Origin of the sequence: Vibrio diazotrophicus, from assembly GCF_038452265.1 — a bacterium.
Lineage (GTDB): Bacteria > Pseudomonadota > Gammaproteobacteria > Enterobacterales > Vibrionaceae > Vibrio > Vibrio diazotrophicus.
In genome coordinates, this window is the sequence record NZ_CP151842.1 from 1,779,430 (window position 1) to 1,805,560 (window position 26,131).

General features: G+C 42.8%; 23 protein-coding genes and 1 pseudogene. 8 read left to right on the forward strand and 16 right to left on the reverse strand.

Annotated features, from left to right (window positions below; all coding sequences use genetic code 11):
* Nucleotides 1-104 precede the first annotated feature (104 nt).
* The 7 genes and pseudogenes from AAGA51_RS08125 to AAGA51_RS08155 all read right to left on the reverse strand — a co-directional run bounded on the left by AAGA51_RS08125 (nucleotide 105) and on the right by AAGA51_RS08155 (nucleotide 5,310).
* On the reverse strand, nucleotides 105-425 hold the full coding sequence (locus AAGA51_RS08125) for a DUF4144 family protein (protein ID WP_042487469.1): 321 nt from the start codon (nucleotides 423-425) through the stop codon (nucleotides 105-107).
* Between the two features lie 138 nt (nucleotides 426-563).
* Nucleotides 564-1,032: pseudogene (locus AAGA51_RS08130) on the reverse strand (Sbal_3080 family lipoprotein).
* A 168-nt stretch (nucleotides 1,033-1,200) separates the two neighbouring features.
* Nucleotides 1,201-1,797 (reverse strand): class I SAM-dependent methyltransferase, encoded by a 597-nt coding sequence (locus AAGA51_RS08135; protein ID WP_042487477.1) that lies wholly within the window; start codon nucleotides 1,795-1,797, stop codon nucleotides 1,201-1,203.
* Nucleotides 1,798-2,440: 643 nt separating this feature from the next.
* Entirely contained in the window at nucleotides 2,441-2,680 is a 240-nt protein-coding gene (locus tag AAGA51_RS08140; RefSeq protein WP_042487479.1) for a hypothetical protein, read from the reverse strand.
* Nucleotides 2,681-2,838: 158 nt separating this feature from the next.
* Nucleotides 2,839-3,153 carry a hypothetical protein gene (locus tag AAGA51_RS08145; RefSeq protein WP_042487481.1) on the reverse strand — a complete coding sequence of 105 codons (315 nt, stop codon included), beginning with the start codon at nucleotides 3,151-3,153 and terminating at the stop codon, nucleotides 2,839-2,841.
* Between the two features lie 576 nt (nucleotides 3,154-3,729).
* Nucleotides 3,730-4,314, reverse strand: a complete 585-nt coding sequence (locus AAGA51_RS08150) for a hypothetical protein (protein ID WP_042487483.1) — start codon at nucleotides 4,312-4,314, stop codon at nucleotides 3,730-3,732.
* Nucleotides 4,315-4,938: 624 nt separating this feature from the next.
* The gene (locus AAGA51_RS08155; protein ID WP_042487486.1) at nucleotides 4,939-5,310 is read right to left on the reverse strand and encodes a RidA family protein; all 372 of its coding nucleotides are present in this window, start codon (nucleotides 5,308-5,310) and stop codon (nucleotides 4,939-4,941) included.
* Between the two features lie 1,746 nt (nucleotides 5,311-7,056).
* On the opposite strand from AAGA51_RS08155, the gene AAGA51_RS08160 reads away from it, so the two are divergent.
* A complete protein-coding gene (locus tag AAGA51_RS08160; RefSeq protein WP_042487490.1) occupies nucleotides 7,057-8,025 on the forward strand; it encodes an integron integrase in 969 nt (322 codons plus the stop codon).
* Between the two features lie 55 nt (nucleotides 8,026-8,080).
* Here the strand turns inward: AAGA51_RS08160 and AAGA51_RS08165 are convergent, their stop codons facing one another.
* The 7 genes from AAGA51_RS08165 to cobU all read right to left on the reverse strand — a co-directional run bounded on the left by AAGA51_RS08165 (nucleotide 8,081) and on the right by cobU (nucleotide 17,090).
* Nucleotides 8,081-9,166, reverse strand: coding sequence for an ABC transporter ATP-binding protein (locus tag AAGA51_RS08165; protein ID WP_042487493.1), 1,086 nt, complete (start codon nucleotides 9,164-9,166; stop codon nucleotides 8,081-8,083).
* A gap of 95 nt (nucleotides 9,167-9,261) precedes the next feature.
* Nucleotides 9,262-12,351, reverse strand: a complete 3,090-nt coding sequence (locus AAGA51_RS08170; RefSeq protein ID WP_042487496.1) for a beta-galactosidase — start codon at nucleotides 12,349-12,351, stop codon at nucleotides 9,262-9,264.
* A gap of 16 nt (nucleotides 12,352-12,367) precedes the next feature.
* Nucleotides 12,368-13,180: a carbohydrate ABC transporter permease gene (locus AAGA51_RS08175; protein WP_042487499.1), complete on the reverse strand. Its 813-nt coding sequence runs from the start codon at nucleotides 13,178-13,180 to the stop codon at nucleotides 12,368-12,370.
* 2 nt (nucleotides 13,181-13,182) lie between these two features.
* On the reverse strand, nucleotides 13,183-14,097 hold the full coding sequence (locus tag AAGA51_RS08180) for a carbohydrate ABC transporter permease (RefSeq protein WP_042487503.1): 915 nt from the start codon (nucleotides 14,095-14,097) through the stop codon (nucleotides 13,183-13,185).
* 67 nt (nucleotides 14,098-14,164) lie between these two features.
* Entirely contained in the window at nucleotides 14,165-15,424 is a 1,260-nt protein-coding gene (locus tag AAGA51_RS08185; RefSeq protein WP_042487834.1) for an ABC transporter substrate-binding protein, read from the reverse strand.
* Nucleotides 15,425-15,912: 488 nt separating this feature from the next.
* On the reverse strand, nucleotides 15,913-16,536 hold the full coding sequence (locus AAGA51_RS08190) for a histidine phosphatase family protein (RefSeq protein WP_042487506.1): 624 nt from the start codon (nucleotides 16,534-16,536) through the stop codon (nucleotides 15,913-15,915).
* Nucleotides 16,536-17,090 carry a bifunctional adenosylcobinamide kinase/adenosylcobinamide-phosphate guanylyltransferase gene (gene cobU, locus AAGA51_RS08195; RefSeq protein WP_042487509.1) on the reverse strand — a complete coding sequence of 185 codons (555 nt, stop codon included), beginning with the start codon at nucleotides 17,088-17,090 and terminating at the stop codon, nucleotides 16,536-16,538. The genes AAGA51_RS08190 and cobU overlap by 1 nt, the downstream gene beginning before the upstream one ends.
* 310 nt (nucleotides 17,091-17,400) lie before the next feature.
* On the opposite strand from cobU, the gene AAGA51_RS08200 reads away from it, so the two are divergent.
* The 6 genes from AAGA51_RS08200 to AAGA51_RS08225 all read left to right on the forward strand — a co-directional run bounded on the left by AAGA51_RS08200 (nucleotide 17,401) and on the right by AAGA51_RS08225 (nucleotide 23,347).
* Nucleotides 17,401-18,372 (forward strand): tripartite tricarboxylate transporter substrate binding protein, encoded by a 972-nt coding sequence (locus AAGA51_RS08200; protein ID WP_042487512.1) that lies wholly within the window; start codon nucleotides 17,401-17,403, stop codon nucleotides 18,370-18,372.
* 192 nt (nucleotides 18,373-18,564) lie between these two features.
* Nucleotides 18,565-19,062 (forward strand): tripartite tricarboxylate transporter TctB family protein, encoded by a 498-nt coding sequence (locus AAGA51_RS08205; protein ID WP_042487513.1) that lies wholly within the window; start codon nucleotides 18,565-18,567, stop codon nucleotides 19,060-19,062.
* Between the two features lie 9 nt (nucleotides 19,063-19,071).
* A complete protein-coding gene (locus tag AAGA51_RS08210) occupies nucleotides 19,072-20,598 on the forward strand; it encodes a tripartite tricarboxylate transporter permease (protein WP_042487517.1) in 1,527 nt (508 codons plus the stop codon).
* A 165-nt stretch (nucleotides 20,599-20,763) separates the two neighbouring features.
* On the forward strand, nucleotides 20,764-21,120 hold the full coding sequence (locus tag AAGA51_RS08215) for a diacylglycerol kinase (RefSeq protein ID WP_042487520.1): 357 nt from the start codon (nucleotides 20,764-20,766) through the stop codon (nucleotides 21,118-21,120).
* A 4-nt stretch (nucleotides 21,121-21,124) separates the two neighbouring features.
* A complete protein-coding gene (locus tag AAGA51_RS08220) occupies nucleotides 21,125-22,765 on the forward strand; it encodes a phosphoethanolamine transferase (RefSeq protein ID WP_042487523.1) in 1,641 nt (546 codons plus the stop codon).
* A gap of 144 nt (nucleotides 22,766-22,909) precedes the next feature.
* Nucleotides 22,910-23,347 carry a DUF3859 domain-containing protein gene (locus AAGA51_RS08225; RefSeq protein ID WP_042487526.1) on the forward strand — a complete coding sequence of 146 codons (438 nt, stop codon included), beginning with the start codon at nucleotides 22,910-22,912 and terminating at the stop codon, nucleotides 23,345-23,347.
* Between the two features lie 75 nt (nucleotides 23,348-23,422).
* On the opposite strand, the gene AAGA51_RS08230 is transcribed toward AAGA51_RS08225, so the two are convergent.
* Nucleotides 23,423-24,064, reverse strand: a complete 642-nt coding sequence (locus AAGA51_RS08230; RefSeq protein ID WP_042487529.1) for a LysE family translocator — start codon at nucleotides 24,062-24,064, stop codon at nucleotides 23,423-23,425.
* A gap of 49 nt (nucleotides 24,065-24,113) precedes the next feature.
* A complete protein-coding gene (locus AAGA51_RS08235) occupies nucleotides 24,114-24,953 on the reverse strand; it encodes an AraC family transcriptional regulator (RefSeq protein WP_255209398.1) in 840 nt (279 codons plus the stop codon).
* A gap of 332 nt (nucleotides 24,954-25,285) precedes the next feature.
* Here AAGA51_RS08235 and AAGA51_RS08240 point away from each other — a divergent pair, with 332 nt between their 5' ends.
* On the forward strand, nucleotides 25,286-26,107 hold the full coding sequence (locus AAGA51_RS08240) for a transporter substrate-binding domain-containing protein (RefSeq protein WP_081878741.1): 822 nt from the start codon (nucleotides 25,286-25,288) through the stop codon (nucleotides 26,105-26,107).
* Nucleotides 26,108-26,131: the final 24 nt, after the last annotated feature.

The following is a 26,131-nucleotide window of genomic DNA, read 5'->3' on the forward strand; positions in this document are numbered from 1 at the left end:
TGGCTGCAAACACCACTGAACTCAAAATAACCGCCGTAAACACACTATCCAATTGAACCAAAACCGCCATAGGTTTGCAGTCCGGCTTAAGCGCCTTGTTATGTTTATTTCTCTGTTGCTAAAGACATAATGGCTTTTTCGATAGATGGAAACTGTATTTTTGTAAGACACATCTCTGCCTTTGAAAATTCATGTTCTCGAATTAACTGAGTAACTGCACCCAAAGAGAGCACGTTTCCCTCGACATCAAATCGATATCTTCCGTCTAAAAAACTGACTAAATAACATTGTCCGCGGCTATCGATCAGACGGTCTGAACTATCCCAGATTAGAGCATCTAATTCGATGGCCAATTGAGTCTCTGAGGACAAAAACATTAGCTCCGCATCACCATCTAGCTTGAAAACACATGGCCAATTAATCATTGTGCCTCCATAAACATAACGCCAAGCTAAGTGGCTGCAAACACCACCAAACCCCAAATAACCACCTTAAACACACTAGCCGATTTGAATCAAAGCCGCCATAGGTTTGCAGTCCGTCTTAAGCGCCTTGTTATGCCGCTACATTTCGCCCGACTTAATATTGGATTGAGCCTCACTTACCGTTTGTTTCCCCAAACAATAAATCCATCATGGTTATAATTCGTTTCTTGTCGTTCCCCCACTTGTCTGGATTGGTATTGTTTGGTGCCTTGAAATCAACTTCACCAACTTTTTCTCTGTTTTTATATGCTTTAACTTGTGCGGCTGCGATAAACGTCCTGAAGTCCCAACTCCAACGCGCCACATAAGTAAGTGTAAGCTCTGAACTATTAGGTGGAGTGCCATCACTAACAATCGTACATTTATGAGCAGAATCCAAACACCATTCTTGCATCGAATCTAAGAAAATCTCTCGTGTTGCTTCATCTTTAACAATAGTAATTTCTTTGCTCTGATTCTCTTCCGAGATAGCTTCAACTGTATATTTTGGCGCTGCACATGCTGCTAATAACACAGGTAGACTAAGGATAATTATTCTCTTATACATTTTACGTCTCTTCTAATAAATCAATAATTTTAAAGGAATTACAAATAGCGGCATAACGCTAAGCTAAGTGGCTGCAAACCACCACCAAACTCAAAATAACTACCGTAAACGCACTAGCCAATTTGAATCAAAGCCGCCATAGGTTTGCAGTCCGTCTTAAGCGCCTTGTTATGTACGTTTCACCGCGACCACAGAATATGTGTGCCAATGCTTCATTCTACCCAATGAAGTTTTAGCACTTTCATCACGTTCAAAGAAACTGACTATTTCAAAGTCAAAGAACAAACCCTTTACCTCTGATTCCGATAAAGGTGTTGTTGGACTACGGTAGTTATCAGCCCAACTGTCTTTCAACCCCATGAAGTCACCTGCGAATACCCCACCGATCTCAATTGAAGATTTAATATTGCCCCAAGTAGTTTCAAATTGGTTGGGGTCAGCAAAGTACAGACTTGAATTTGCTACAACAACACCAGATTTTGGATAGTCGAAAGATTCAAACGAAGACTCTGAAATGTCCACTAACGATTTTGAACTAAACCTGTCCCTACAAATAGCAATCGAATCAGGATTAATATCGAAGCCATGAACTCGAAAACCCTGTTGTTCTAAATACTGGATGTCACTGCCAGTGCCACAACCACAGTCAGTGGCTACTTTGAGATTTGATTCATTGAGTCGAACAGCAAACTCAGTACGTTTTAAATGTGGGCGAGTTAGTGCCTTTTCGTAGTACTGACGCCAAATTTCAGCATTTTCATCCATAAGTTTCTGATTTTCCGTAAAAGTACATAACGATAAGCTAAGTGGCTGCAAACACCACCAAACTCAAAATAACCACCTTAAACACACTAGCCAATTTGAACCAAAACCGCCACAGGTTTGCAGTCCGGCTTAAGCGCCTTGTTAGCTGGTTACTATGAAGCCTAATATTTGCATCCAAATGCATAATTTGAAATACATTATGCCTATACGAACACAATGTAAAAAGGGACAGTTACAAGACTGAAACCTAGCCCACGAAACATGACTGACCAAGTAGAAATATGATGATGCCAACCATAACAAGCTAGGAACTTTATTAGTCACGAACCACTTTCAACATCAAAGAAGCCACGCCAAAGAACTCGACAAACGCACCATAAAAAGTAAACGGAATGACTAAATTCAATCACTTAAATTGAAGTGCCACTGGCGAGATAGTTGAAAGACGTGGACTTTGAGGTGTAAAGCTCGAACCACAAAACCAGAATAAAACGGCTCTTTTAATTTTCCAGCTAACGCTAAGCTAAGTGGCTGCAACTCCACTAAACTCAAAATAACCACCGTAAACACACTAAGCCATGAACCAAAACAGCCACAGGTTTGCAGTCCGACTTAAGCGCCTTGTTATGTGTATGATGTTGAACTAAGACGCTGGACCTCTTTTCACGATACTTGCAATCGAACCAGTTAGATATGAACCTGAAGGACCACTATGTTTAAAGCACCACATACCATCAACATTAACAAATTCTTCTTTAATTGCTTTGCTGTTGTTTTGGTAATAACCCGCAGACACTTCACTATCTGATATGACGCTTATTACGTAGGCAGGTATATGAGAAGTGCCTACATAAATCCAATGACCAACATCTACTTTATCCATACAAATGTCCTCGAAACATGATTTACACATAACGCCCTGCTAAGGGGTGAGCAACGCAATACCGAAGCCGCCGCAAACCACCTTAATCACCAAAAATCAACGCATAGTAAAAATGCCACGCGTTGCGAATCCCTCTTGAGCAGTTTGTTATGTTTTTATTACCTAACTAAAGACACTAAGGAAACACTTCCCGATTTATACACTTTGGAATGTGCTTTCACATCACCGTACCCTTGCCAATCAAATGTCAATTGTTGAAAGTCATCCACGATAAATTCAGAATCAGAGACCTTTAGTTGAATAGGCTTTGTAAAAGTTAAATACATTTGGTTATCAAACTCCAAAATCAACTTGTTGTCACGTTCTGCAATCCAAGTAAGTCTGTGCTGATTATCATAAGGCCTTCCAAACCACCCGTCAGGAAGCTTAAGACCAAATACGGCATTACTTTTAATCCAAGATTCAATTTCCATAAAACTTCCAAGAAAACATAACGCTAAGCTAAGTGGCTGCAAACCGCCAAGCGTTTGCAGTCCGGCTTAAGCGCCTTGTTAGCTGGTTACGTTGAAGCTTATTATTTGCACCCAAATGCATAATTTGAAATACATTATGACTATACGAGCACAATGTAAAAGGGACAGCTATAAAACTTAAACCTAGCCCACGAAACATAACTGACTAAGAAAAATTACGACGAAGCCAACAATAACAAGCGAAGAGCTTCATTAATCACGAACCGCTTTCAGTTTCAAAGAAATCACACCAAAGAACTCAATAAACACACCACTAAAAGTAAAACGGCCTAGCCGAATTCAACCACTTAAATGAAAGTGCCACTGGCGAGATAGTTGAAAGACGTGAACTTTCAGGTGTAAAGATCGAACCATAAAACCAGAATAAAACTGTTCTTTTAATTTTCCAGCTAACGCCGCGTTAAGTGGTGAACAACGCAAACCACCAAACCTAAACCATTGCACTTTAAACACTTAAGCTAACTTGAGCCAAAACCGCCAAACGTTGTGAATCCGCCTTAAACGCTTTGTTAGGAATTATTCTGAGACGATCGCTGAATAATAACCGACTGTCAGCAATGACAATACAGAAACAACTGCAATGGCATCAGCTGTGACGGCAACAGGGGTAAATACAATTTTCGCTACTTTTGAAATTCCGCCTTCAGGCTCCTCCACTATAATAAGTTGATCCTGATCGAAGGAAGTAACTTGGAGCTCACCTTCGATATGATACAACTTGCCTGACAGTCGAGTTTTATATGCAAGCCCGTTTGATGCTTTTGTAAAACCTAACCCCAAAAGAACTTTTGCTTCTGATGAATCACTGGCAACATCCGTGGTCAACTTGAGCATCCCAGTTACCGTATTATTGTCATTAATTTTAAAGTAATCGTACTTTGGCAGAAAATCGAATTCATGACTTGCTGATAGAATATCTTTAAAGTCTTTAGAAATATTGAAAATATAACTATATCTATCACCATCAATGATCAGTAGATCCTTATCCGGAACAACATAGTAGCCAGTCACCTTTTCTGTAAAGGTAGGAGGCTCCCACAGTGCGGAAGTACATCCTGTTATGGCGAATAATGCCAAAAGAACGATTGTAATGCGCTTCATGAGTACTCCTAATTCCTAACGCTAAGCTAAGTGGCTGCAAACACCACCAAACTCAAAATAACCACCGTAAACACCCTACCCGATTGAACCGAAACCGCCACAGGTTTGCAGTCCGGCTTAAGCGCCTTGTTAGCTGGTTACGTTGGAGCTTGATGTTTGCACCCAAATGCCTAATTTCAAATACATTATGACTATACGAGCGCAATGTAAAAGGGACAGCTTTAAAACTGAAACCTAGCCCACGAAACATAACTGGCCAAAAAAATTACGATGAAGCCAACCATAACAAGCGAAAAACTTTATTAGTCACGAACCGCTTTCAACTTCAAAGAAGCCACGCCAAAGAACTAGACAAACACATCATTAAAAGTAAACGGCTTGGGCAGATTCAACCATTTAATTGGAAGTGCCACTGGCGAGATAGTTGAAATACGGGGGCTTTCAGGTGTAAAGCTTGAACCACAAAACCGGAATAAAACGGCTCTTTTAATTTTCCAGCTAACGCTAAGCTAAGTGGCTGCAAACACCACTAAACCCAAAATAACCACCGTAAACACACTAGCCAATTGAACCAAAACCGCCACGCGTTTGCAGTCCGACTTAAGCGCCTTGTTATGTTCGAACTTAAAGCGCCACAACGGCCTCTATTTCTATTTTTAGATCTGGATGAATTAACTTTGATACTTCAACAAGTGAGCAAGCAGGAAGAAATCCATCGTAGAATTGGAAAAGTTGCTCTCGGATTGAGGCTAACAAACCAATATCTCGCACAAATATTGTGAGCTTTAATAAATCACTCTTTGCCCGCTGTTCACATTCAAGAATTGTAGCTATTTGACCGAGAATTTCTGTACTTTGCGCCACTAAATCCGATGATTGTGCAACTGTCCCGTATGCAGTAAGCCCAGATATATAAAGCGTTTTATTATGCTTAGTCGCATGAACATAAGGACCAGCTATTTGAGGGAGCCCTTCGTAATTTATCCTTTCAACCAATTGATTTCTCCTAAGAACATAACGCTAAGCTAAGTGGCTGCAAACACCGCTAAACTCAAAATAACCACCGTAAACACCCTAGCCAATTTGAACTAAAACCGCCACAGGTTTGCAGTCCGACTTAAGCGCCTTGTTAGCTGGTTACGTTGAAGCTTGATGTTTGCACCCAAATGCCTAATTTGAAATACATTATGACTATACGAGCGCAATGTAAAAGGGACAGCTTTAAAACTGAAACCTGGCCCACGAAACGTGACTGCCCAAGTAAAATTACGATGAAGCCAACCATAACAAGCGAAGAACTTTATTAGTCACGAACTGCTTTCAACTTCAAAGAAGCCACACCAAAGAACTCGACAAACGCACCATAAAAAGTAAACGGAGCGCCAAAATTCAATCAATTAAATTGAAAGTGCCACTGGCGAGATAGTTGAAATAACTGAATTTTCAGGTGTAAAGCTTGAACCACAAAACAGGAACAAAACGGCTCTTTTAATTTTCCAGCTAACGCTAAGCTAAGTGGCTGCAAACCACTACTAAACTCAAAATAACCACCGTAAACACACTAGCCAATTAGAACCAAAACCGCCACGCGTTTGCAGTCCGGCTTAAGCGCCTTGTTAGCTGGTTGCGTTGAAGCCTCATGTTTGCGCCCAAATGCATAATTTGAAACACATTATGGCTATACGAACACAATGTAAAACGGACAGCTATAAAACTGAAACCTAGCCCACGAAACATAACTGACCAGGACAAATTACGATGAAGCCAACCATAACAAGCGAAGAACTTTATTAGTCACGAACCGCTTTCAACTTCAAAGAAGCCACACCAAAGAATTCAACAAACACACCATTAAAAGTAAACGGCTCGGGTAGATTCAATCATTTAATTGAAAGTGCCACTGGCGAGATAGTTGAAATACGCGAAATTTCAGGTGTAAAGCTTGAACCACAAAACCGAAACAAAACGGCTCTTTTCATTTTCCAGCTAACGCCCAATTAAGTGGTGAACAACGCACTGACCAAGCCGCCGCATTGCACCGTAAAACACTTTACTCAACGCATAGTAAAACTGCCACGCGTTGAGAATCCACTTGAATTGCTTGTTATGTGAATTTTACCGTGAATTCAAAGTAAACCACCGTAGAAATGAAGAGATTTGAATAAGTTACGTACAAAAATGATGCTTACCAAAACCTAAATTTCACAGCGATCTTAGCCGAAGAAAGCCACTTACAGAATCAACAACAAAGAAAGCGCCCTTTCAGCCACAACAAAACCTTTTGCTTCACCAGACTTTCAGAGCTGAATTTCAGCAAGTGAATCAGTCAAAAAGACATTTCAATTAAAGCGATTTTAAACTGACAAAATTCAACACAAACCAGACCCAAAACTAAATTGAGGCAACCCAAGAACCTTGAAAACGATCAATCTCAGGTTGTTCAAGAATCCATTTCGACCAAGCCAACCTGCCGAAAACACGGAACAAATTATCAATGAAATCGTAGCTTTGACCTTAAAAACTCATCCAACACATAACAGTTCTTATACGGAACTATTCCTCTAAAACTGTTCTGTATAAGTTGTATCTCATTACTACATAACGTTCCTTAACTTAATAAAAAAATAATGAGTTCTGCATTATTTACTTAAAGTCTCCTCTCAAAATGTGGAGTTACTCCTGTTAATCTACCCACATCATGGTTTCATACCGAAAACTACCGTTTACTTCTAGGGTAAGAGTATGAAGTCTCCATTTCTAAACGACTTAACTGAATTTATGATCGTGAGGCATTATGCAAAAACTACGATTCATACTTACTGTTATTGGATTGTTCAATTCATTCGCTTCAACAATAACCAACATCCAAACCAGTTAGGTCGAAAAGAAGTGGAAGCGTTTTTAACTAATCTGGTCGTGAAGTTACAGGTTTCTGTCGCAACACAATCTCTCGCTTTAAACGCCCTTGTCTTTTTATATCGAGATTTTCTTTCTAAACCTCTTGATTTGGATATGAGATTCCAAAAATCCTCGAAGAACAAAAAGCTACCTGTCGTTCTCACGCCTAAAGAAATAGTGCAGGTTTTTAAGCTCATTCCGGTTCAATCGCGTTTGCCCTTTCAATTGATGTATGGTTCTGGGCTACGTTTGATGGAAACCGTTCGTCTTAGAGTGAAAGATATCGATTCTGACTATGGCGCTGTACGCATACATAACGGCAAAGGCGGGAAAAGTAGAGTCGTTACCTTGGCTGAAGAACTTCATACCCCTTTGTACAACCAAATTGCTAAGGTGCGCCTGATTCATCAACAAGACCTGAGCACACCAGAATATTCAGGAACCACCATACCCTACCGATTAGCAGAGAAATATCCATACGCACCCAAGAGCTTAGAGTGGCAATTCTTATTTCCGTCGTTACACCTCAGTCAATTTGGTACAGATACAGGATGGTATCGACACCATCTTCATGAAAACTCACTACAAAAAATCATCAGAAAAGCGTCAACGAATATGGATACACATAAAAACATCACTTGCCACACGTTTAGGCATTCATTTGCAACTCACTTACTTGAGTCAGGTAGTGATATTCGTACCGTCCAAGAACAACTCGGCCACTCAGACGTTAAAACAACACAGATCTACACGCACGTTATCAATCGTGGAGCTAGCGGAGTGAAGAGCCCTTTGTCCAATTTAGGTATATAAAAAAGGCGGATCGTTTAACCGCATCCGCCTTTACAATGTGATTAAAACTCAACCACTAGAGGTTAGAAATACACAGAGAATCTTTAAACACATGACAATTCTCTCGGTTAAAAGTGAGTTCAATCTCTTCACCACGCTTCACCGCGACATCGCCTGATAGGTGGACTTTATTGTTCTCATATCCACCAATCACACCAAACAGATAGGTACTGTTACCAAGTCGTTCAACAGCGTCCGTTTTGAAATGAAGTGAATAGTCACCTTCTCCGCCGACGGATAGATGCTCAGGGCGCAAGCCGAAGGTCAGCTTATCTCCTACCGCAACTTTTGAAAGGTCGATATGCAAAGTAACGGATTGACCATCCGGCAGTTTGAGTGTTGCGCCATCTTCGCCAATATGGGTCACTTTTGCAGGTAACATATTCATTTTTGGAGAACCAATAAATCCAGCAACGAACTCATTCGCTGGGCGATTATAGAGTTCAAGCGGTGAACCGACTTGTTCAATTCGACCATCTCTCAACACTACAATTTTGTCTGCCAGCGTCATGGCTTCTACCTGATCGTGAGTAACATAAATCATGGTAGTGGCAAGCTCACGATGAAGGCTGGAAATTTGTAAACGCATGTCGACACGCAGTTCAGCATCGAGGTTGGATAGCGGCTCATCAAACAAGAACACTTTCGGGTTACGTACGATCGCCCGGCCAATCGCAACACGTTGACGTTGACCGCCGGACATATCTTTCGGCTTACGATCCATCAAGTGATCAAGTTGTAGCGCTTTTGCTGCAGCATCAACACGTTGTTTGATTTCAGCCTTTGGAAAACCGTTCATTTTCATGCCAAAGCCCATATTCTCTTCCACCGTTAAGTGTGGGTAGAGAGCATAAGACTGGAATACCATCGCAATGCCGCGCTCTGCTGGGTCAACATGGTTTACCACTTCATCATCAATGCACAACACGCCATCTGTGATGTCTTCCAAGCCAGCGATAAGGCGCAATAATGTTGATTTACCACAACCAGATGGGCCAACAAACACAACGAATTCACCGTGTTTAATATCGAGGTCAACACCATGAATCACAGTATGTTCGCCATAGCGCTTAACAACATTGGAAAGATTAATATTTGCCATCTTTACATCCTTAAATTTGCTTCTTTAGAGAGCAATAGTTAGCTCTCTACCGATAATGCGCTGGCAACTGAATTGCCAGCACAGACGGCATCTGGTTAAAACTTCAATTCAACTTGGTAACGGTAACGTTCGCGGTCAAGTTTAAATTCGTCATGCACGCTTGGTGTCCATGAATCATCGCCGCCAACACCCATGTGGAATCCATCTATTCTCACGAACAAGTTGCCACTGTCTTTCAGCTCGTTGGTATGTTTTGCTTGAGCAATGTTGTCTTGAGCAAAACGGCTCACTGAGAAATGGAAGTCACCTTGTACAGTAAGCTCACCAACTTGTGCTTCTTTTACATCGCAACGTAAACCGCTGTCAGATGGGAAGATGTACCCAGTGTGCATCTCGTCTTGGCTAGCTTTGTAGCGACCAATATGCGCTGAATCCAAACGGTCTGGGTAGTTCTCATGTGGACCGCGACCAAACCACTCTACCGATTGCTGTTTCTGCGGTAACGCTAATTCCATACCGACACGAGCCAATGGAGGCGCGCTTTTCGCGACGCGAGCATCAACATCTATTGATACCATTCCGTCTGCGTAAATGTGATATGTCCATACTGTTGCCATTAATACGCCTTGCGAGTTTTTGTGTGCAAACTGAGTCACTACCTCAACTGAATTCGCTTTATCAAAAAGCTGTAACTCAACACATTCAACATCAAGCTGATTAATGCCTGCAGCATCCCAACGAGCAGACCATGCATTTGGGTCAACGCGGTCAACTTCACTCACACCAATATCGTTATCCAACGGTGCGCGGTAGAAGTTGTCTTTTGGTCCAGAAACTAATTTCTCTTCGCCACCCACAATCCAGCTATCAATCACACCGGTTTCTTTGTTGAAGCGTATAGAAAAATCTTCACCGCTTATCATTGAGTTATCCGCAAACATTGATGAAGTCAAAACACCTCTTGGTTTTGATTTCTTTAATGCCAGTGATGATGCAGACGGCAATTCAAATTGATGAGTAGCCGTAGTATGACCAGCCTGTGCCCACGCTGTATCACCAATCAAACTAACCTTAAGGTTCAAATGATACGACTTACCGACTTTAACTTCCGGTAACGCTTTAGTAAGTTGCAACTGAATAGACTGCTCAGCATCCACAACCAGCGGAATTTCACCGCTTTCAATAACTGCGCCATCCTCTGTAATCGTCCAAGAAAGCTGTTCATTATCTGAAGAGGTAAACAAGTTCTCACTGGTCACTTTAATGATTAATGGTTCAGCACCAAGCAATTTAAATTGGTAGAACTGCTGTGCGTATTTCGCTTCCAAAACAGTTGGATGCAAAGTGCGATCTGGGAAAATCAAACCATTGATACAGAACTGACGGTCGTTGATTTCATCGCCGAAATCGCCACCGTATGCCCAGTATTTGGTGCCGTTTTCATCGGTTTTAGTAATGCCTTGGTCAACCCAGTCCCAAATAAAACCGCCTTGCAGACGTGGATAATCACGGAAGGCTTGCCAGTATTTGTTGAAGCTACCCAAGCTGTTACCCATAGCATGCGCGTATTCGCACAAAATCAATGGACGATGTTCACCCGGTAAACCTAGCCATTTTTTCAATGCATATTTCGGTGTCACCGTTGGGTCGATGTGATGTACTTGGTCTTTATCGACACGAGAATACATAGGCACGATGATGTCAGTCGCTGCTGTATTTGAACCGCCACCTTCGTACTGAATCGGGCGTGATGGGTCACGCAGTTTTGTCCATTGGTACATAGCATGATGGTTGCCACCAATACCCGACTCGTTACCGAGTGACCAAATAATCACAGACGGATGGTTTTTATCGCGTTCAACCAAACGAGTAATACGGCGCATGTAGGCATTTAGCCAGGTAGTGTCATCAGAAAGGCGGCACATCGGGAACTGACCGTGTGTTTCAATATTCGCTTCATCAACCAGATACAAACCGTATTCATCACATAGCTCGTACCACAACGGATCATTTGGATAGTGAGCGGTACGAACTGCGTTGAAGTTATGCTGCTTAAGCAGTTTGATGTCTTGCAGCATAGTTTCGCGGCTCATGGTATGACCGGTTTCTGGATGATGCTCATGGCGGTTAGCACCTCGAACCAGAATCGCTTTGCCATTGACCTTAAGCAGACCATCGGTGATTTCTACACTACGGAAACCTACATTGTAGGCTTCGCAATCAAGTCGCTCGTCACCATTAAATAAAGTGACAACGCAACGATATAAGTAAGGCGATTCTGCGCTCCACTTATGCGGGTTCTCAACGTGGATGTTGTGCTCTGCGCGCTCTAGCCAAGGGCCTTTTTCATCAATGATGCGTTGCCCACAGCTTGAAGACTTCACGCCAAACACTGAGTTGCCTTGCGCATCAAATAGCTCAACCTCAACACGGTTCGCTGCATTTTTCTCGCTAATGCTGGTTGTTACATTCAACCAACCATCGCGGTAACACGCATCCAGTGGCGTTAAGATTTGTACATCCTGAATAGAGATTTGTGGTTTAGCTAATAATGTGACATTGCGGAATATGCCGCTTAACCACCACATGTCTTGGTCTTCCAGATAAGAACCGTCAGACCAACGAATCACCATAGCTGAAAGCTGGTTCTCTCCTTCCACTAAGAAGTCCGTCAAATCGAATTCAGCGGCTAGGCGGCTATCTTGTGAGTACCCTACCCATTTGCCATTGCACCAAAAATGAAATGCAGAGTTCACACCATCAAACGTAATGGTTTGACGCTTACCTGCGAAGTGTTTTGGCACGTTAAAGTTTAGGCGATACAAACCCGTTGGGTTTTCCTCTGGTACATAAGGAGGTGTATCCGCAAACGGATACTTCACATTGGTGTAAATCGGTTTGTCGAAACCTTGTAACTGCCAGTTGCTAGGTACTGCAATTGTGCCCCACGCGGAATCATCGAAATCCGATTCAACCGACGCCGCTAATACGCTTTCAGGGCGGGCAAACAGCTTGAATTTCCACTCACCGTTCAGTGATAGCTCATTCTCAGACTCTTGCTTTGTTAATGCGGCTTCTTTATTTGCGTAAGCTTTAAGCGGCGCGTGAGCAGCAAGCACATTGTGATGTGTTACATGCTGATTTTCCCATTCGCGAGCACTGATAATTTGTTCAAATGTTCTCATTTTTATTATTCCAGACTTATTTCACCGAACCTGTCATACCTGCAACGAATTGCTTCTGCATTGCGAAAAACACAGCCAGAGTCGGAAGCGTCGCAATAACAGTTCCCACCATGATGATTCCGAAATCAGGGAAATAGGCAGACGATAAAGATGATAAAACGAGGTTAATTGTTTTTAGTTCGGCAGATTGCAGCACGATCAAAGGCCACAAGAACGCATTCCAAGATGTCATGAACACAATGATAAACGCGGCGGCATAAGTGGTTTTCATCACTGGGATGTAAACAAACAGGTAGATTTTCCAATCTTTCACACCATCCACACGGGCTGCATCAATCAGCTCATGCGGAAATGCTTTGGTGCATTGGCGGAAGTAGAAAACGATAAATACTGATGCGATGGTTGGCAACATGACTGCGGCATGGGTATCTAACAGTTGAGCTTTCGCCATTAAAGTAAATAGCGGAATCATCAACGCGGCAAACGGTATCATCATGGTCAGCAGTAATGCGCCGTATACACGGTCGCGCACTTTACTTTTGTACACTTCGAAACCGTACCCTGCCATTGAAGAAATCAATAGCGTCACCAAGGTACTGATAATAGCGATTTTGCTGGTGTTCCAGAAGATAAGTCCCAGATCCACCTGCTCGCTCAAACGACTGATGTTGGCGAACAACTGGTCACCAAAGCTGAACTTGCCTTTGTTAATATCTGTTGCGGTATTGGTACTTGATACCACCATCCAGTAGAAAGGAAATAGCGATATCAAGGAAAACACGCTTAGGAATAGATACATCAATGCGCGGTTAAGTTTGTTCTTATCCATCTTTATTTATCCTTAGCGATCTTAAATTGCATAATCGCAAGCACTGCAGCAAAGAATACGATGACGTATGACACTGTCGCGGCATAACCGAAGTTTGGCACGAACTTAAACGATAAGTTGTAGATGTACATCGAAAGCGTCATGGTCTCATTCGCTGGACCACCAGCAGTAATGTTGACCACTTCATCAAACAGTTGCAGCGTACCAATCGTCGACATCACTGTAGTAAACAGAATCACGGGCTTAAGTAATGGCACAGTAATAAAGAAGAATTGCTTAGTTGGGCTAACCCCTTCCATACGCGCGGCTTCGTAGATGGACTTATCAATATTTTGCATCGCAGACAGGAAGAAAATCATGTTGTAACCCGTCCAGCGCCAAGTAATCGCAATAATAATCGTCACTTTTGCCCAGAAAGGATCAGACAACCAAGGGATTGGCTCACTGACAATGTGAGTCCACATCAAAAATGAGTTAATGATCCCTTCGTACGAAAACATACTCTTAAACAGAATCGAGTACGCCACTAGTGACGTAACACAAGGTAAGAAAATCGCAAGCCTAAACAAACTACGGAACTTCAGATTCGGAGCATTCAGGCATGAAGAAAGAATCAGTGAAAGCATAATCATCACTGGCACCTGAACCACGAGGAAAATGAAGGTGTTCTTCAGTGATTTAAGGAAAAATGGGTCGTTGAACAGACGCAGTACATTGTCAAAACCAACAAACTGCATCATAACGCCGCGTCCGGAATGCATCGACATCCAGAGTGAGCTCAAAATCGGGTAAATCATAAAGAGGCTGACGAGAACGACAGCAGGAAGAACAAACGACCAACCGTTAATATCGTAAAAGCGGTGAAAGCTTTTTTTGCTCTTTTTCTGTTTTTTACTGATGGCAGTAGAAGTATCCATAAGACAAACCAAGAAAGCATTGAAAACAAGGCACTTAGGCACCTAAAAAGGTGCCTAAGGAAGACAATTAACGTAGTTGGAACTCAAGTTGTTGTTGAACATCGCCCAACACTTTCTCGATAGGAGCACCCTGAACAATCGCAGGTAGCATAGAGCTTAACGCTGCATCAACCTCATAGGTGTAGATGCCGTAGTTCACTTCTGGGATCTGACCTAGCCAATCCGTGAAGTTCGCGTAAATTTTCTGACCACCAAAGAACTCATTGCTGTACTGATAAGCCGCTGACTGTCCAGAAGGCATATATGAACCAACGGCGCCACGCTCTTTAAGAATGGTTTCATAGAAAGGAACATTAGAGCCAAAGGTTGCGTTAAGGAACTTAATCGCTTCTTGCTTCTCTTTCGAAGAGTTTAGTACGTACCAGCTTGAACCACCTAAGTTCGATGCGTTTACCGCGCCAGCTTTTTGCAGACGAGGTGTCGCTGTCACAGCCCACTCACCCGCTTGGTCTTTACCTGCTTCAACCGATGGCGTAATCCAAACACCGGTAACAATAGAAGCCACTTGACCACGGTTTAACGAACCTACCCACTCAGACCAACCAATTGTTGGGCGAGAGACTTCTGGGCTCATCAACTCTTTAAATACATTTAGTGCTTCTTTTAGTGATTCGTTAGTAGTGATATTTAGCGAACCGTCTTTGTTGAAGTACCACTCACCACCAGACTGCATCATCACGCGCACTAGGCCAAGATCATCCGGGTTCATGCCCAGCATGGCAACGCCCGTTTTTGCTTTCACTTGCTTACCAATTTCGATGAAACGTTCCCAAGTAATGTTCTCTAGATCTTTCGCCGTAAAGCCTGCTTTCTCAAGCAAGTCTGTACGGTAGTACATACCAGTAACACCAGTGTCGAATGGTAAGCCGTATACTTCACCGTTCAGCGTCATAAGGTTTACTTTGTATGGTGCGAAGTTTTTGTAATCAACGTCTTTTGTCATCGGTGCAAAAGCACCTGGGTATGACTGAAGGTATTTTTGAGCGTTGTAATCTTCAATAAGAACCACGTCAGGAAGTGATGACGTAACGCCTGATGCAAGCATAGTGTGCAGTTTTTGCTCGAGGTCAGCCTTAGCAAAGTCCACCACATTGAACGTGGTTTCTGGGTGGTCTTTCATATAAACCTTCGCTGCTTCTTCCATAATCGCAACGTTAAAGTTTGGATCCCAAGCCCACACGGTAATTTCGTCGGCAAGTGCTGCATTACTGAAACACGCCAAACCAATCGAGGTTGCAAGCATATTTTTAAGCATTTTCTTATTCATAATCACATTCTCTTTTTTATGAGTAGGGTGCCATATCACTTCAACCAACCACTGATTTGCACGATGAAAACATTCCGTGTTCATCATTCATTAAAGCAATATGGAAACGTTTACAATTCAGGTTAACATTCACCATCATGAATAAGTAAGATCTAACCCTCATTTTCGTGATCGTCTAAGCATTAATTTCTAACACCGCAGCCACTCTGAGGCTTTCAACTTTACATTTCGCGCATTTACAGAAACGACAACCAACACGAGAACACAAGACAAGTGTATGTATTTATTACAAATATAAAACAGAAAGCAGCTAATTATTAGACGTTAATCCTAAAGCCACCTTAATCTAGGTGGCTTCGGCGTTAAGTATCTGAAAGGTTAAAAAACGGAGGGTATAAAATGAACAAATTGAAAATAAAAACACTGTAAACGCATCCAATCTCTCATATGAAAAAGAGAATTTTTATTAAATCAGTGGTATAGCACTATTAAATCAATGGAATACCAATTGCTTTTACAGAGAAAAAGACTTTGCCAGCAAACTTGCTGATTTGAATATGAGTAATGCTCTGATTATCGATAGAGAGAGAGGTGTATAGCAGAGGATTTTGCCAGTCAACCCCAAGCACATGAGCAAGAATGAAGCGAATAGGACCACCGTGAGAGACGATCAGCGTATCTTGCTCGCAATGCTGAACAATCTGTTCCCAAGCTTCGGTGACACGCTCATACCCCACTTGCAATGGCTCCGCGTTAGGTAAAGTGTTTTGCGCAGGATTCGCCCAGAACTGCTCTAGCTTTTTCCACTCATGAGTTAAGTCATCGAAAGGTACGCCATCAAAATCACCAAAGCTCTGCTCTTTTAAACGTGGTTCGATCACCAGCTTAAGTGTCGGATTAAGTCCTGTGACGAGCTCTGCCACTCTTTGACATCGAATCAAAGGCGAAGCATAAACTTTGCTAAACGAATATTGTTCTAAAACACGATGAGCGATAGCGTTCTGAATTGATTCATCAACTACCACATCTTTATGACCATTCAGCGCGGATTTGCCTTTGGTTTTCCCATGCCTCAAGAGGTAAAGGTTAAACTGGTTTTGGCTTAAACTCATTATTCCCCCTTCAGAGTCATTGGCATTCCTGCGACGACAAAATCGACTTTCTCAGCGATTTTTGCCACCGCTTGATTCATCCATCCGCTATGGTCGACATACAATCTGGTTAATGTGCCCATAGGTACAACGCCCAACCCTACTTCCGTTGAAACACAAAGTATAGTGGCTTGAGTTTCGGCCAACGCGTGAGTGAGTTCATTCAATTTCAGCTTTATTTGTTCACTGTTCGCGTTATCCCCTAAATAGTGAATCACATTGTTCAGCCAAACCGTCAGACAATCTACCAGCACCACATCGTGCGCTTCAAACTTGGACAGCAATTGTGCTAACTCTACAGGGCATTCATGATTGTTCCACATTTCATCTCTGCGAGATTGATGTAATGAAATACGCTCTTTCATTTCTTGGTCGAAAGGCTCGGTGGTTGCAACATAGTGGAGTTGTGTTTGAGGGTGGCTGCGTTTGCCTTCTTCTAACAATCTTATTGCTTGCTGCTCTGCATAAGCCGATTTCCCACTGCGAGCGCCCCCTAAATACAACCTTACTGCCATGTTGTGTTCTCCACTATTTCTGATTCGATGAATTAAGCCACATATTTGCTATGAAGCACAGTGAGTTATCGCACTTTATAACGAATTGATTTGCCAGCCCCTTCACACCATCTTCTCACTTATCAACCGTGAACTTTATGAACAAAATCGACACAATAGACAATATTATTTTTATCTCGTCTTTACAGACTTATCGTTAACACACTCATAACATTTCACTACCCGTTAAGCACTTTATGCCCTATATGCGGGAAACATAACTATAAGCGTCATTCTGACTGGATGATGCGGAAACATAAGGAACGTGAAAATGTTAAAACATATCAAACCAACCCTTACTGCGTCGCTTCTTGCGGCTATGTTCTCACTACCTAGCATGGCAGCAGAGCTAGAGAAAATTCACTTTTTAATTCCTGGTGGCGCTGGCGGTGGTTGGGATATGACGGCTCGTGGTACTGGTGACGTATTAATGAAAACTCACCTAATCGAAAGTGTTTCTTACCAAAACCTTTCTGGTGGCGGCGGTGGTAAAGCTATTGCGCACCTTATTGAAACTGCCGATCGTCAAGAAGACACCTTGATGGTGAACTCTACTCCTATCGTTGTTCGCTCCCTTTCTGGTGTATTCCCTCAATCATTTCGTGATTTAACACCCGTTGCAGCAACAGTAGCGGATTACGGCGCACTGGTTGTATCTGGAGATTCCAAATACAACTCTTGGGAAGACGTCGTTGCTGATTTCAAAAACGACCCTAAAAACGTGAAAATCGCTGGCGGCTCAGCACGTGGCAGTATGGACCACTTGGTTGCAGCGGCGGCGTTTAAAGGTCAAGGCCTAGACCCGAAAGCAGTACGTTATGTAGCGTATGATGCTGGCGGTAAAGCTATGGCAGCACTGCTTTCTGGTGAAACTCAACTGCTATCTACTGGTTTAGGTGAAGTGCTGGAGATGTCTCGCAATGGTCAGGTAAAAGTTCTGGCTATTACTGCACCTAAACGCCTTGAGTCGGCGCCTGATATTCCAACTCTGGGTGACTACAATAACCCAACCGTATTTGCTAACTGGCGTGGTTTCTTCGCAGCTCCGGGTGTAAGCCAAGAGAAAGTAGATGAATGGAATGCGGCACTAAGCAAAATGTACACTACGGACGAGTGGAAAGTGGTTCGTGACCGTAACGGGTGGATCGACACTTACAAAGCGGATAAAGAGTTCTTTGCATTCTTGGAAGATCAAGAAAAGCAAATGGGTGACCTAATGCGCGAACTCGGCTTCCTGAAATAATCTCTCCCTTGGGGCAACTCATCCTTGCCCCAAATTTTCCCCGTAATTGAGTGTGCTTATAACTCCTTTGTTTATTGGTTGGAAATTCGACTAGCAGCGAATGACTTACTTTTGGTTAATGATGTTCATTACCTTGCTCAATTACGGTTCTTTTTTCCTAGATTAACTACTACGTAAAACATGGAGTTGGATATGTCGGAGTCGCCAACGAATTTATTCAGCAAAGAGAACTTATTGTGCCGCGATCGAGTAGGCGCGATGGTTTTTCTGGTGCTGTGCCTTTGTTATGGGTATCAAACCTCTCAGATCCCTATGTTTCCCGGCGATGAATATGAACCCTTCAACGCCAGAACCCTACCAACAATCCTGACCTATATCGGTGTTGGATTATCGCTTCTTCTGCTGATAGCGGGCCAACCTGACAAGAAAAGCGGCGCGGTATTGGATTTCAACTGGAAACTTCTGATTGGCTTTCTAGTGCTAATGACGCTTTACGGCGTTGGTTTAACCTATTTAGGCTTTGTGCTGGCAACAGGATTGTTCCTTTTGGCCGGTTTCTACTTACTGGGCGAGCGTCGTAAGTCTGTGCTGTTTGGCGCATCGTTCCCGTTTGTTGTCGCTTTCTATTTGTTATTAACCAAAGGGCTGGATGTTTATCTAGAGCCCGGTCTTATTTTCACGATTTGGTAGGAACGGATTATGTTAGACGGAATTTTACAAGGACTCTCTACCGCCGTAATGCCATTTAATTTATTGATGGTTATCGTCGGGTGTTTTGTCGGTACCTTCATTGGTATGTTGCCGGGTTTAGGACCAATTTCAGCTATAGCGTTGATGATCCCTATTACCTATGGTTTAGACCCTTCTTCAGGCCTGATTTTAATGGCGGGTGTCTACTACGGTGCGATTTTCGGTGGTTCAACATCGTCGATTTTGATCAACGCGCCGGGTTGTTCTGCAACTGTGGTTACCGCTTTTGATGGCTACCCAATGGCGCAAAAAGGACAAGCAGGTAAAGCGCTTGCTCTGGCAGCTTATGCTTCGTTCACTGGCGGTACTTTATCAGCCATCATGTTGCTGGTTGCAGCACCTGCATTGGCAAAAGTCTCGCTCAGCTTCCAGTCTTCTGATTACTTTGCACTAATGATGATGGGGCTTTCTGCCGTGGCTGCGTTTGCCGGCAAAGGGCAAGTCCTTAAAGCGTGGATGATGACCATTCTTGGTTTGATGCTATCAACCGTGGGTATCGATAAAGGTATTGGTGTTGAACGCTTTACTTTTGGTTTAACCGATTTAATGGATGGTTTTAGCTTCCTACTATTGGCAATGGCTACGTTCGCGCTGGGTGAAACCTTAATGGGCATTTTAAAGCCCGAGCTGGATACACGAAATGAAGAGAGCAATAAGCTAAGCAACATCGGCAGTATGAAAGTCACTAAAGAAGAAGTGCGTGAAGCTGCGCCTGTGGCACTGCGTTCATCACTCCTCGGCTTCTTTACTGGTGTTTTACCGGGTGCGGGTGCAACCATTGCAGCCTTCCTTAGCTACGGTATGGAACGTAACCTTGCACCAAAGAACAAACGTGAAGAGTTTGGTAAAGGTTCATTACGCGGGCTGGTTGCTCCAGAATCGGCAAATAACGCGGCTTCAAGCGGTTCGTTTGTTCCGCTACTTACACTGGGTATCCCAGGCTCAGGCACGACAGCGATTATGCTTGGCGCGTTGATCGCTTACGGCATTCAACCGGGTCCAAGACTGTTTGTTGAGCATCCAGATGTGTTCTGGTCAGTGATTATTTCTATGTATGTCGGCAATATTGTTCTACTTGTTTTGAACTTGCCGCTGATCCCTTACATTTCGAAGTTACTGGCAGTACCAAGAACCGTGCTTCTGCCTATGATTTTGTTCTTCTCAATCACAGGGGTTTACTTAGTTTCATTTAACACTATGGACGTGTTCATTATGATTCTAATCGCTATGGGTGCTATTGCTTTACGTCTTGCTAACTTCCCGTTGGCTCCCCTACTACTTGGGTTTATCTTAGGTGGTTTGATGGAAGAGAACTTACGCCGCGCGTTAATGATCTCAGATGGTGAAATCAGCTTCTTGTGGGAACGTCCCATTACACTGGCATTTACTGTTATTTCAGTAATAGTGCTCACTAGCCCAATCGTGGTGGCAATTGCGCAGCGATTCCGTCGACCACAAACAGCCAAAGTCTCATAACCAGTTTTTGTATTTACCTCTTAAAGCCTAGTGATATCACTAGGCTTTTTTGTGTCTGGAAAAATTAACTTAAGGATGAGTTTTCGATTTTTTGTCGACATAAATTTCACGCTTGTACTCGTAGTATCTGCGCTATAGATACAAATACTCTCAGAGGTACAAACCGTGAAGCCAGGTAGAACAGGTATTCAACGCGTAATTTTCGCAACAGGCTATTCATTGAAAGGTCTTCAAGCTGCATGGATCAACGAAGCCGCTTTCCGTCAGGAATTAGTAGCTTCCGCACTGCTCACCATCAGTCTGTTTTTTCTCCCTGTCACTAATCTAGAACGCATCGCTATGGTGGGTTCTTTAACACTGGTTTTACTTGCAGAACTCCTCAACTCAGCGATAGAAGCTGTGGTTGACCGCATTGGTAGTGAAAAACACGAACTCAGCGGGCGCGCCAAGGATATTGGCTCGGCTGCGGTGTTTGTTGCTTTGGCATTTGCTGCTTTTACTTGGCTAATTATTTTGGTGTAACACGATGAAACTGACTAAACCAAACATCTCATTTTCTTATGCTGGTATCACCTTAGTACTTGCCACCTTTTTCGCTCTGGTCATGAATCTACCGGTGTACTCCGCGCTGGTCGGTATTTTCGGTAAGCTAGATAGCGTAAAAATTGGCTTCATCATCTCTTTGCCATTTTTCTTCGCTGCCGCGTTGAACTTTTTGTTCAACCTATTTAGCTGGCCGTATATTACTAAACCTTTCTTCATCACATTAATCATTGTCTCTAGCTTTGTAAGCTACGCGAGCTATAACTACGGTACGCTGTTTGATACAGAGATGATTAACAATATTGTTGAAACCGATACCAGCGAAGCCGGCTCTTACTTAAGTCTTTATTCTCTCGTTTGGGTTGCGCTGCTCGGCTTCCTTCCAGCAACATTGCTAGCATTTACCAAAATCAACAAGCCACACTCATGGATCAACTTCACCTTAAGAAAGCTTGGCTCCATGATGGCCTCTTTGGTGGTCATTGGTGTGATTGCCATTATGTACTATCAAGATTATGCGTCAGTGGGTCGCAACAATAGCTACTTGAAAAAACTGATTATTCCAACTCAGTTCGTTTACAGCACAACTAAGTTTGTTCAACAGAAATACTTCTCTACACCCATCGTATATAAAGAGCTTGGTCTAGATGCCAAACAATCGCCAGAAGCACTGGCCGCTGCGAAGTCCAAACCGACACTGTTTGTCTTCTTGTTGGGTGAAACCGCTCGTTCATACAACTATGAGCTAAATGGTTATGATCGCCCGACTAACCCTTACACTCGTGACTTAAACGTAATTTCGTTTAAGGATGTAAGCTCATGTGGTACTGCCACTGCGGTTTCAGTACCTTGTATGTTCTCAGCGATGGACAAAGGCAGCTTCAGTCGTGATGTTGCCGACAACCAAGACAACGTTCTGGACATTCTTAGCCACGCAGGCGTAGACGTCGCTTGGCAAGAAAACGATGGTGGCGACAAAGAAGTTGCTAAACGCATTAAGAAAACCGAAATTAACCGCAAGCGTGTTGATGATATGTGTAACGGAGAAACCTGTTATGACATGGCGATGCTGGAAAACTTCGACCAAAAAGTGGATGAGTTAAAAGGCAACCGCATGATGGTGATGCATCTTATTGGTAGCCATGGCCCCACTTACTTCCAACGCTATCCAAAAGAGATGGGAGCATTTCAACCGGATTGCCCTCGTAGCGATATCGAAAACTGCAGTGTCGATCAGATCGTCAATACGTACGACAACACCATCGCTTATACCGATTACGTAGTAGCGCAAACCATCGATAAGTTGAAGGCACTGCAAGACAAATACAACACCGCTCTGGTTTATATCTCTGACCATGGTGAGTCCTTGGGTGAAAACGGTATGTTCTTACATGGTATGCCTTACGGCCTAGCACCGAATAACCAAACCCATGTGCCGCTTATTGTTTGGCTGTCTGATGGCTTTAAACAAGAGAAGCATCTAAAAACAGATTGTTTGAAGAAAAACGCAACAAGCCATCAGTACTCACAAGATAACGTGTTCCATTCGTTGCTTGGCATCATGGACGTGAGCACTAGCGCCTACAACCCTGATATGGATTTATTCGCTAGCTGTCGTTCTTGATTGATAAATGATGTTTATCACTGTGTTATCTTTGCGCCCTTCAACGGGCGCTTTTTTGCTTATATTTTTTACTCATAGCCTCGTTTGAACACAATTCGGTAATTCAGTAGAATCGCCACACATTCAAATAACGAGCATAAGCCTGTGGCAAAACATACACCTGTGATAGAAATGACTTCCTATGGTATCTATTCCCATTGGGATGCCAAAGCCAAAGAACTGCCGAAGATTAAAGAGTTCACTCAGGTGATTACCGCAGAGGAAGACATTGAATTTGGTTTTATCGTCAATATTAAAAAAGCCAAAGGTCAACTTCTTCAGTTTTGTATCCATCATCCCGGCATCATCAACAAGAAAGGACAAGTTCTGGCACCATTTGATGGTGAAGTGTATGTTCGAAGTAATGATTGGAACTTCTATCTTGGCGACACGATTCAAGTGCTCAGCCCGATTAACGGACTAGAGAGCAACTTCGGCGAATGGCGCATGACGTTAGAAATGGAAGGTAAAACCATTGCCGAGAAGTCATTTAAAGTTGTTGCCCGCGATGAAGGGCAGTTCTGGAAAAAGCGAGGATTTTAACCTCGCTTTCAGATACACACCATTTGCAAAGTGGTTAAGTGCTGCTATATCAAAACTACGTTTTTGGTAGAACAGTTAGGATAAGTAACCCGTAAATAACGTTATTCCAAAGAAGATCAGCACCAATCCAGCCACTCTTTCTATAATGTGTATCACCGCTTTGAGTTGCATCTGAATGCGTGGACGCCCAATCGCAGATGCGATAAATAGATCCCAGAGTAAAACCGCAAAAAACATCCATACTCCGCAAGAGACTTGCTGAATCAAGGTGACTTCACTTCCCAGAATAACGGTCATTAAGCTCATGTAAAACAGAGCATTCTTTGGGTTGAGCAATGCTGAATTCAAACCAAGGAACAGCTGATTAATAGCCGATGGAGCTTTCTCCTGTTCGTGTTCAGCCTCGACTAATGTCTCTGTTTTTTGACTTCTCAGTAACCGTTGCCCTATCCACAAAAGATAGATAGCCCCCAAAATTTCCACAAAAGAAAAAACGAGCTGATTGTCCCGAATGTTGGTCCAGCCCAGTATGGCTAATGCGATGTAAAGTGCGTTTCCTAGCGCGACGCCAAGGCAGATAAATCGACTACCTTGCAATCTATGACGAATTGAGTGACCAACTATTAAGAAAAAGTCCTGTCCTGGGCTTAAAAGTGCAACAAAGTGAGCCAGTGCCAATGCAGGAAAAGCAACGGGGAAAAGAGTTGAAAGTGACATGAATATTTACCTATAGCCAAAACTGTCGTCAGACTATAGGTTTTCCAAGTTAACAATTATTGTCGAAAATTGACGTTACTTGCTGATATTGACGTGGTGTTGAGGCGGTATAGTTAACGAATGTGCGATGCAACTGACTTTGGTCTGAGAAACCGACTTCTGCCGCAACATCAACAATGTTCATCCCCGACTTAAGTAAGATCTTCGCTTTTTCGATACGACTGTTGTTTAAAAATGACTTGGGCGTAATACCAAGCTGCTTTTTGAATAGCCTAATGAGAGTCTCTTTTGGTCTACCGAATTCCTGAGAAACAACCTCAAGTGATGGCGCGCAAGCTAAGTCCTGCAACAGTCGATTTCGCAACTGTCCTACCAACTCACTTTCATCGTCGTTGTGCGTTTGTGGCACACAGTAACGGCTCACCAAATTCAATAAGCGACTCTCAACTTCAGTCACCACACTCTGAGATGGCTGATCCAACAATTTGAAAATTAAACCGGATAAGTTGTCATCGCCTTCGATTGCAGTGTGCAGTTTTTGCTCACAATAATATCTTGTGACCTCGTACCCGTAGATATTCGACAACACCTCACAACACCAGCCATCATCCAGATATAACATATGGTAGCTGCGAGGCTTATTCCCTACGGGATTACAGGCATGAACAATGTTAGGTTCTATCAGAATAATGTCCCCCTTTTTGAGGACAATATTTCCATTAGGGAGTGACAGTCGGGTCTCTCCCGACTCAATGATGCCAATGGATAGCTCACAATGGCTGTGAACTTTATAGCTCTGTGTACTGTTGCAAGTAGTGCGGAACGTCAAATAAGGAATATCCTTATTCTTCCAAAAACGCTGGTTTACATCACGAACAGTTTCTGCCACAGCACTCCACTCCATACACTCAAGCTTGTTGGATATCGTATTGCACTGAACCGTTAAGCGCAATAATCGAGCTAACAATAGCCAAAGGAATATTTGAGTACTTTCAGCTACTGCCTGATGCTAGTTGTATAAACCACTCCCAAAACGTGCGTTTTTTAACCGTTAAGAATACTTTCCAAATGTAATCTAAGAGAGGAATAAAATTAGAATATCTTATAAAGAATAATGTATTGATTATTCGCGTAAATTCTTCATCATTCATGGGCTTTACCGTCTGACGTTCTCAGACCAAACACAACAATAGAAAAATAAGAAATATTTGGATGTATAAAATGAAGTTAAAACCTTTTAAACGACAAGTTCGAGGTGTATTCGCCTCTTCAGTTGCGCTTTTCACTCTTTTGTCCCCAGTAAATGCAAACGCTGCTGAATCAGCACTGAATGGAATTTTAAGTTCCGGTGAGCTTAAGTTCTGTTTTGAGTCGGGTTATATCCCGTTCGAAATGACGGATAAAAATGGAAATTATGTTGGATTTGATATCGATTTAGCCAAACAGATGGCACGTGCTATCAACGTTAAATTTGTTCCAGTAAATACGGCTTGGGATGGCATTATTCCAGCTCTAAAAACAGGAAAATGCGATTTTATCGGCGGTATGACGATCACGCCGGAGCGTAATTTAAGTGTCAACTTCGCTGATCCATACATTGAAGTTGGCCAGACGATACTAATTTCACCTAAGCTGGCAGACAAAGTTCACTCGTTCCGTGACCTAAATAATGGGCAATACACAGTCGCAACCCAAATGGGAACCACAGGAGCGGAAGCGGCTAAAAAGTACTTATACAACGCAAAAATCGACCTTTACGAAACCTCTGCTGATGCGGCACTGCAAATTGCAAATGGACAGGCTGATGCTTTTGTTTATGACTTTCCATACAACGCTATGTATGAAGCACAACACAAAGATACAGTGATTCACCTAGATGAAAGTTTCACCTTTGAACCTCTAGGCTGGGCGATACGTCAGGGAGACCCGGATTTTCTAAACTTCCTGAACAATTATCTGCGTCAAATTAAAGGTGATGGAACATACCAGCGTATCCATGACAAATGGTTCAAATCAGATAAATGGGTCAACAACGTCCAGTAATCTTAAGCAAACAGCAATCAACTA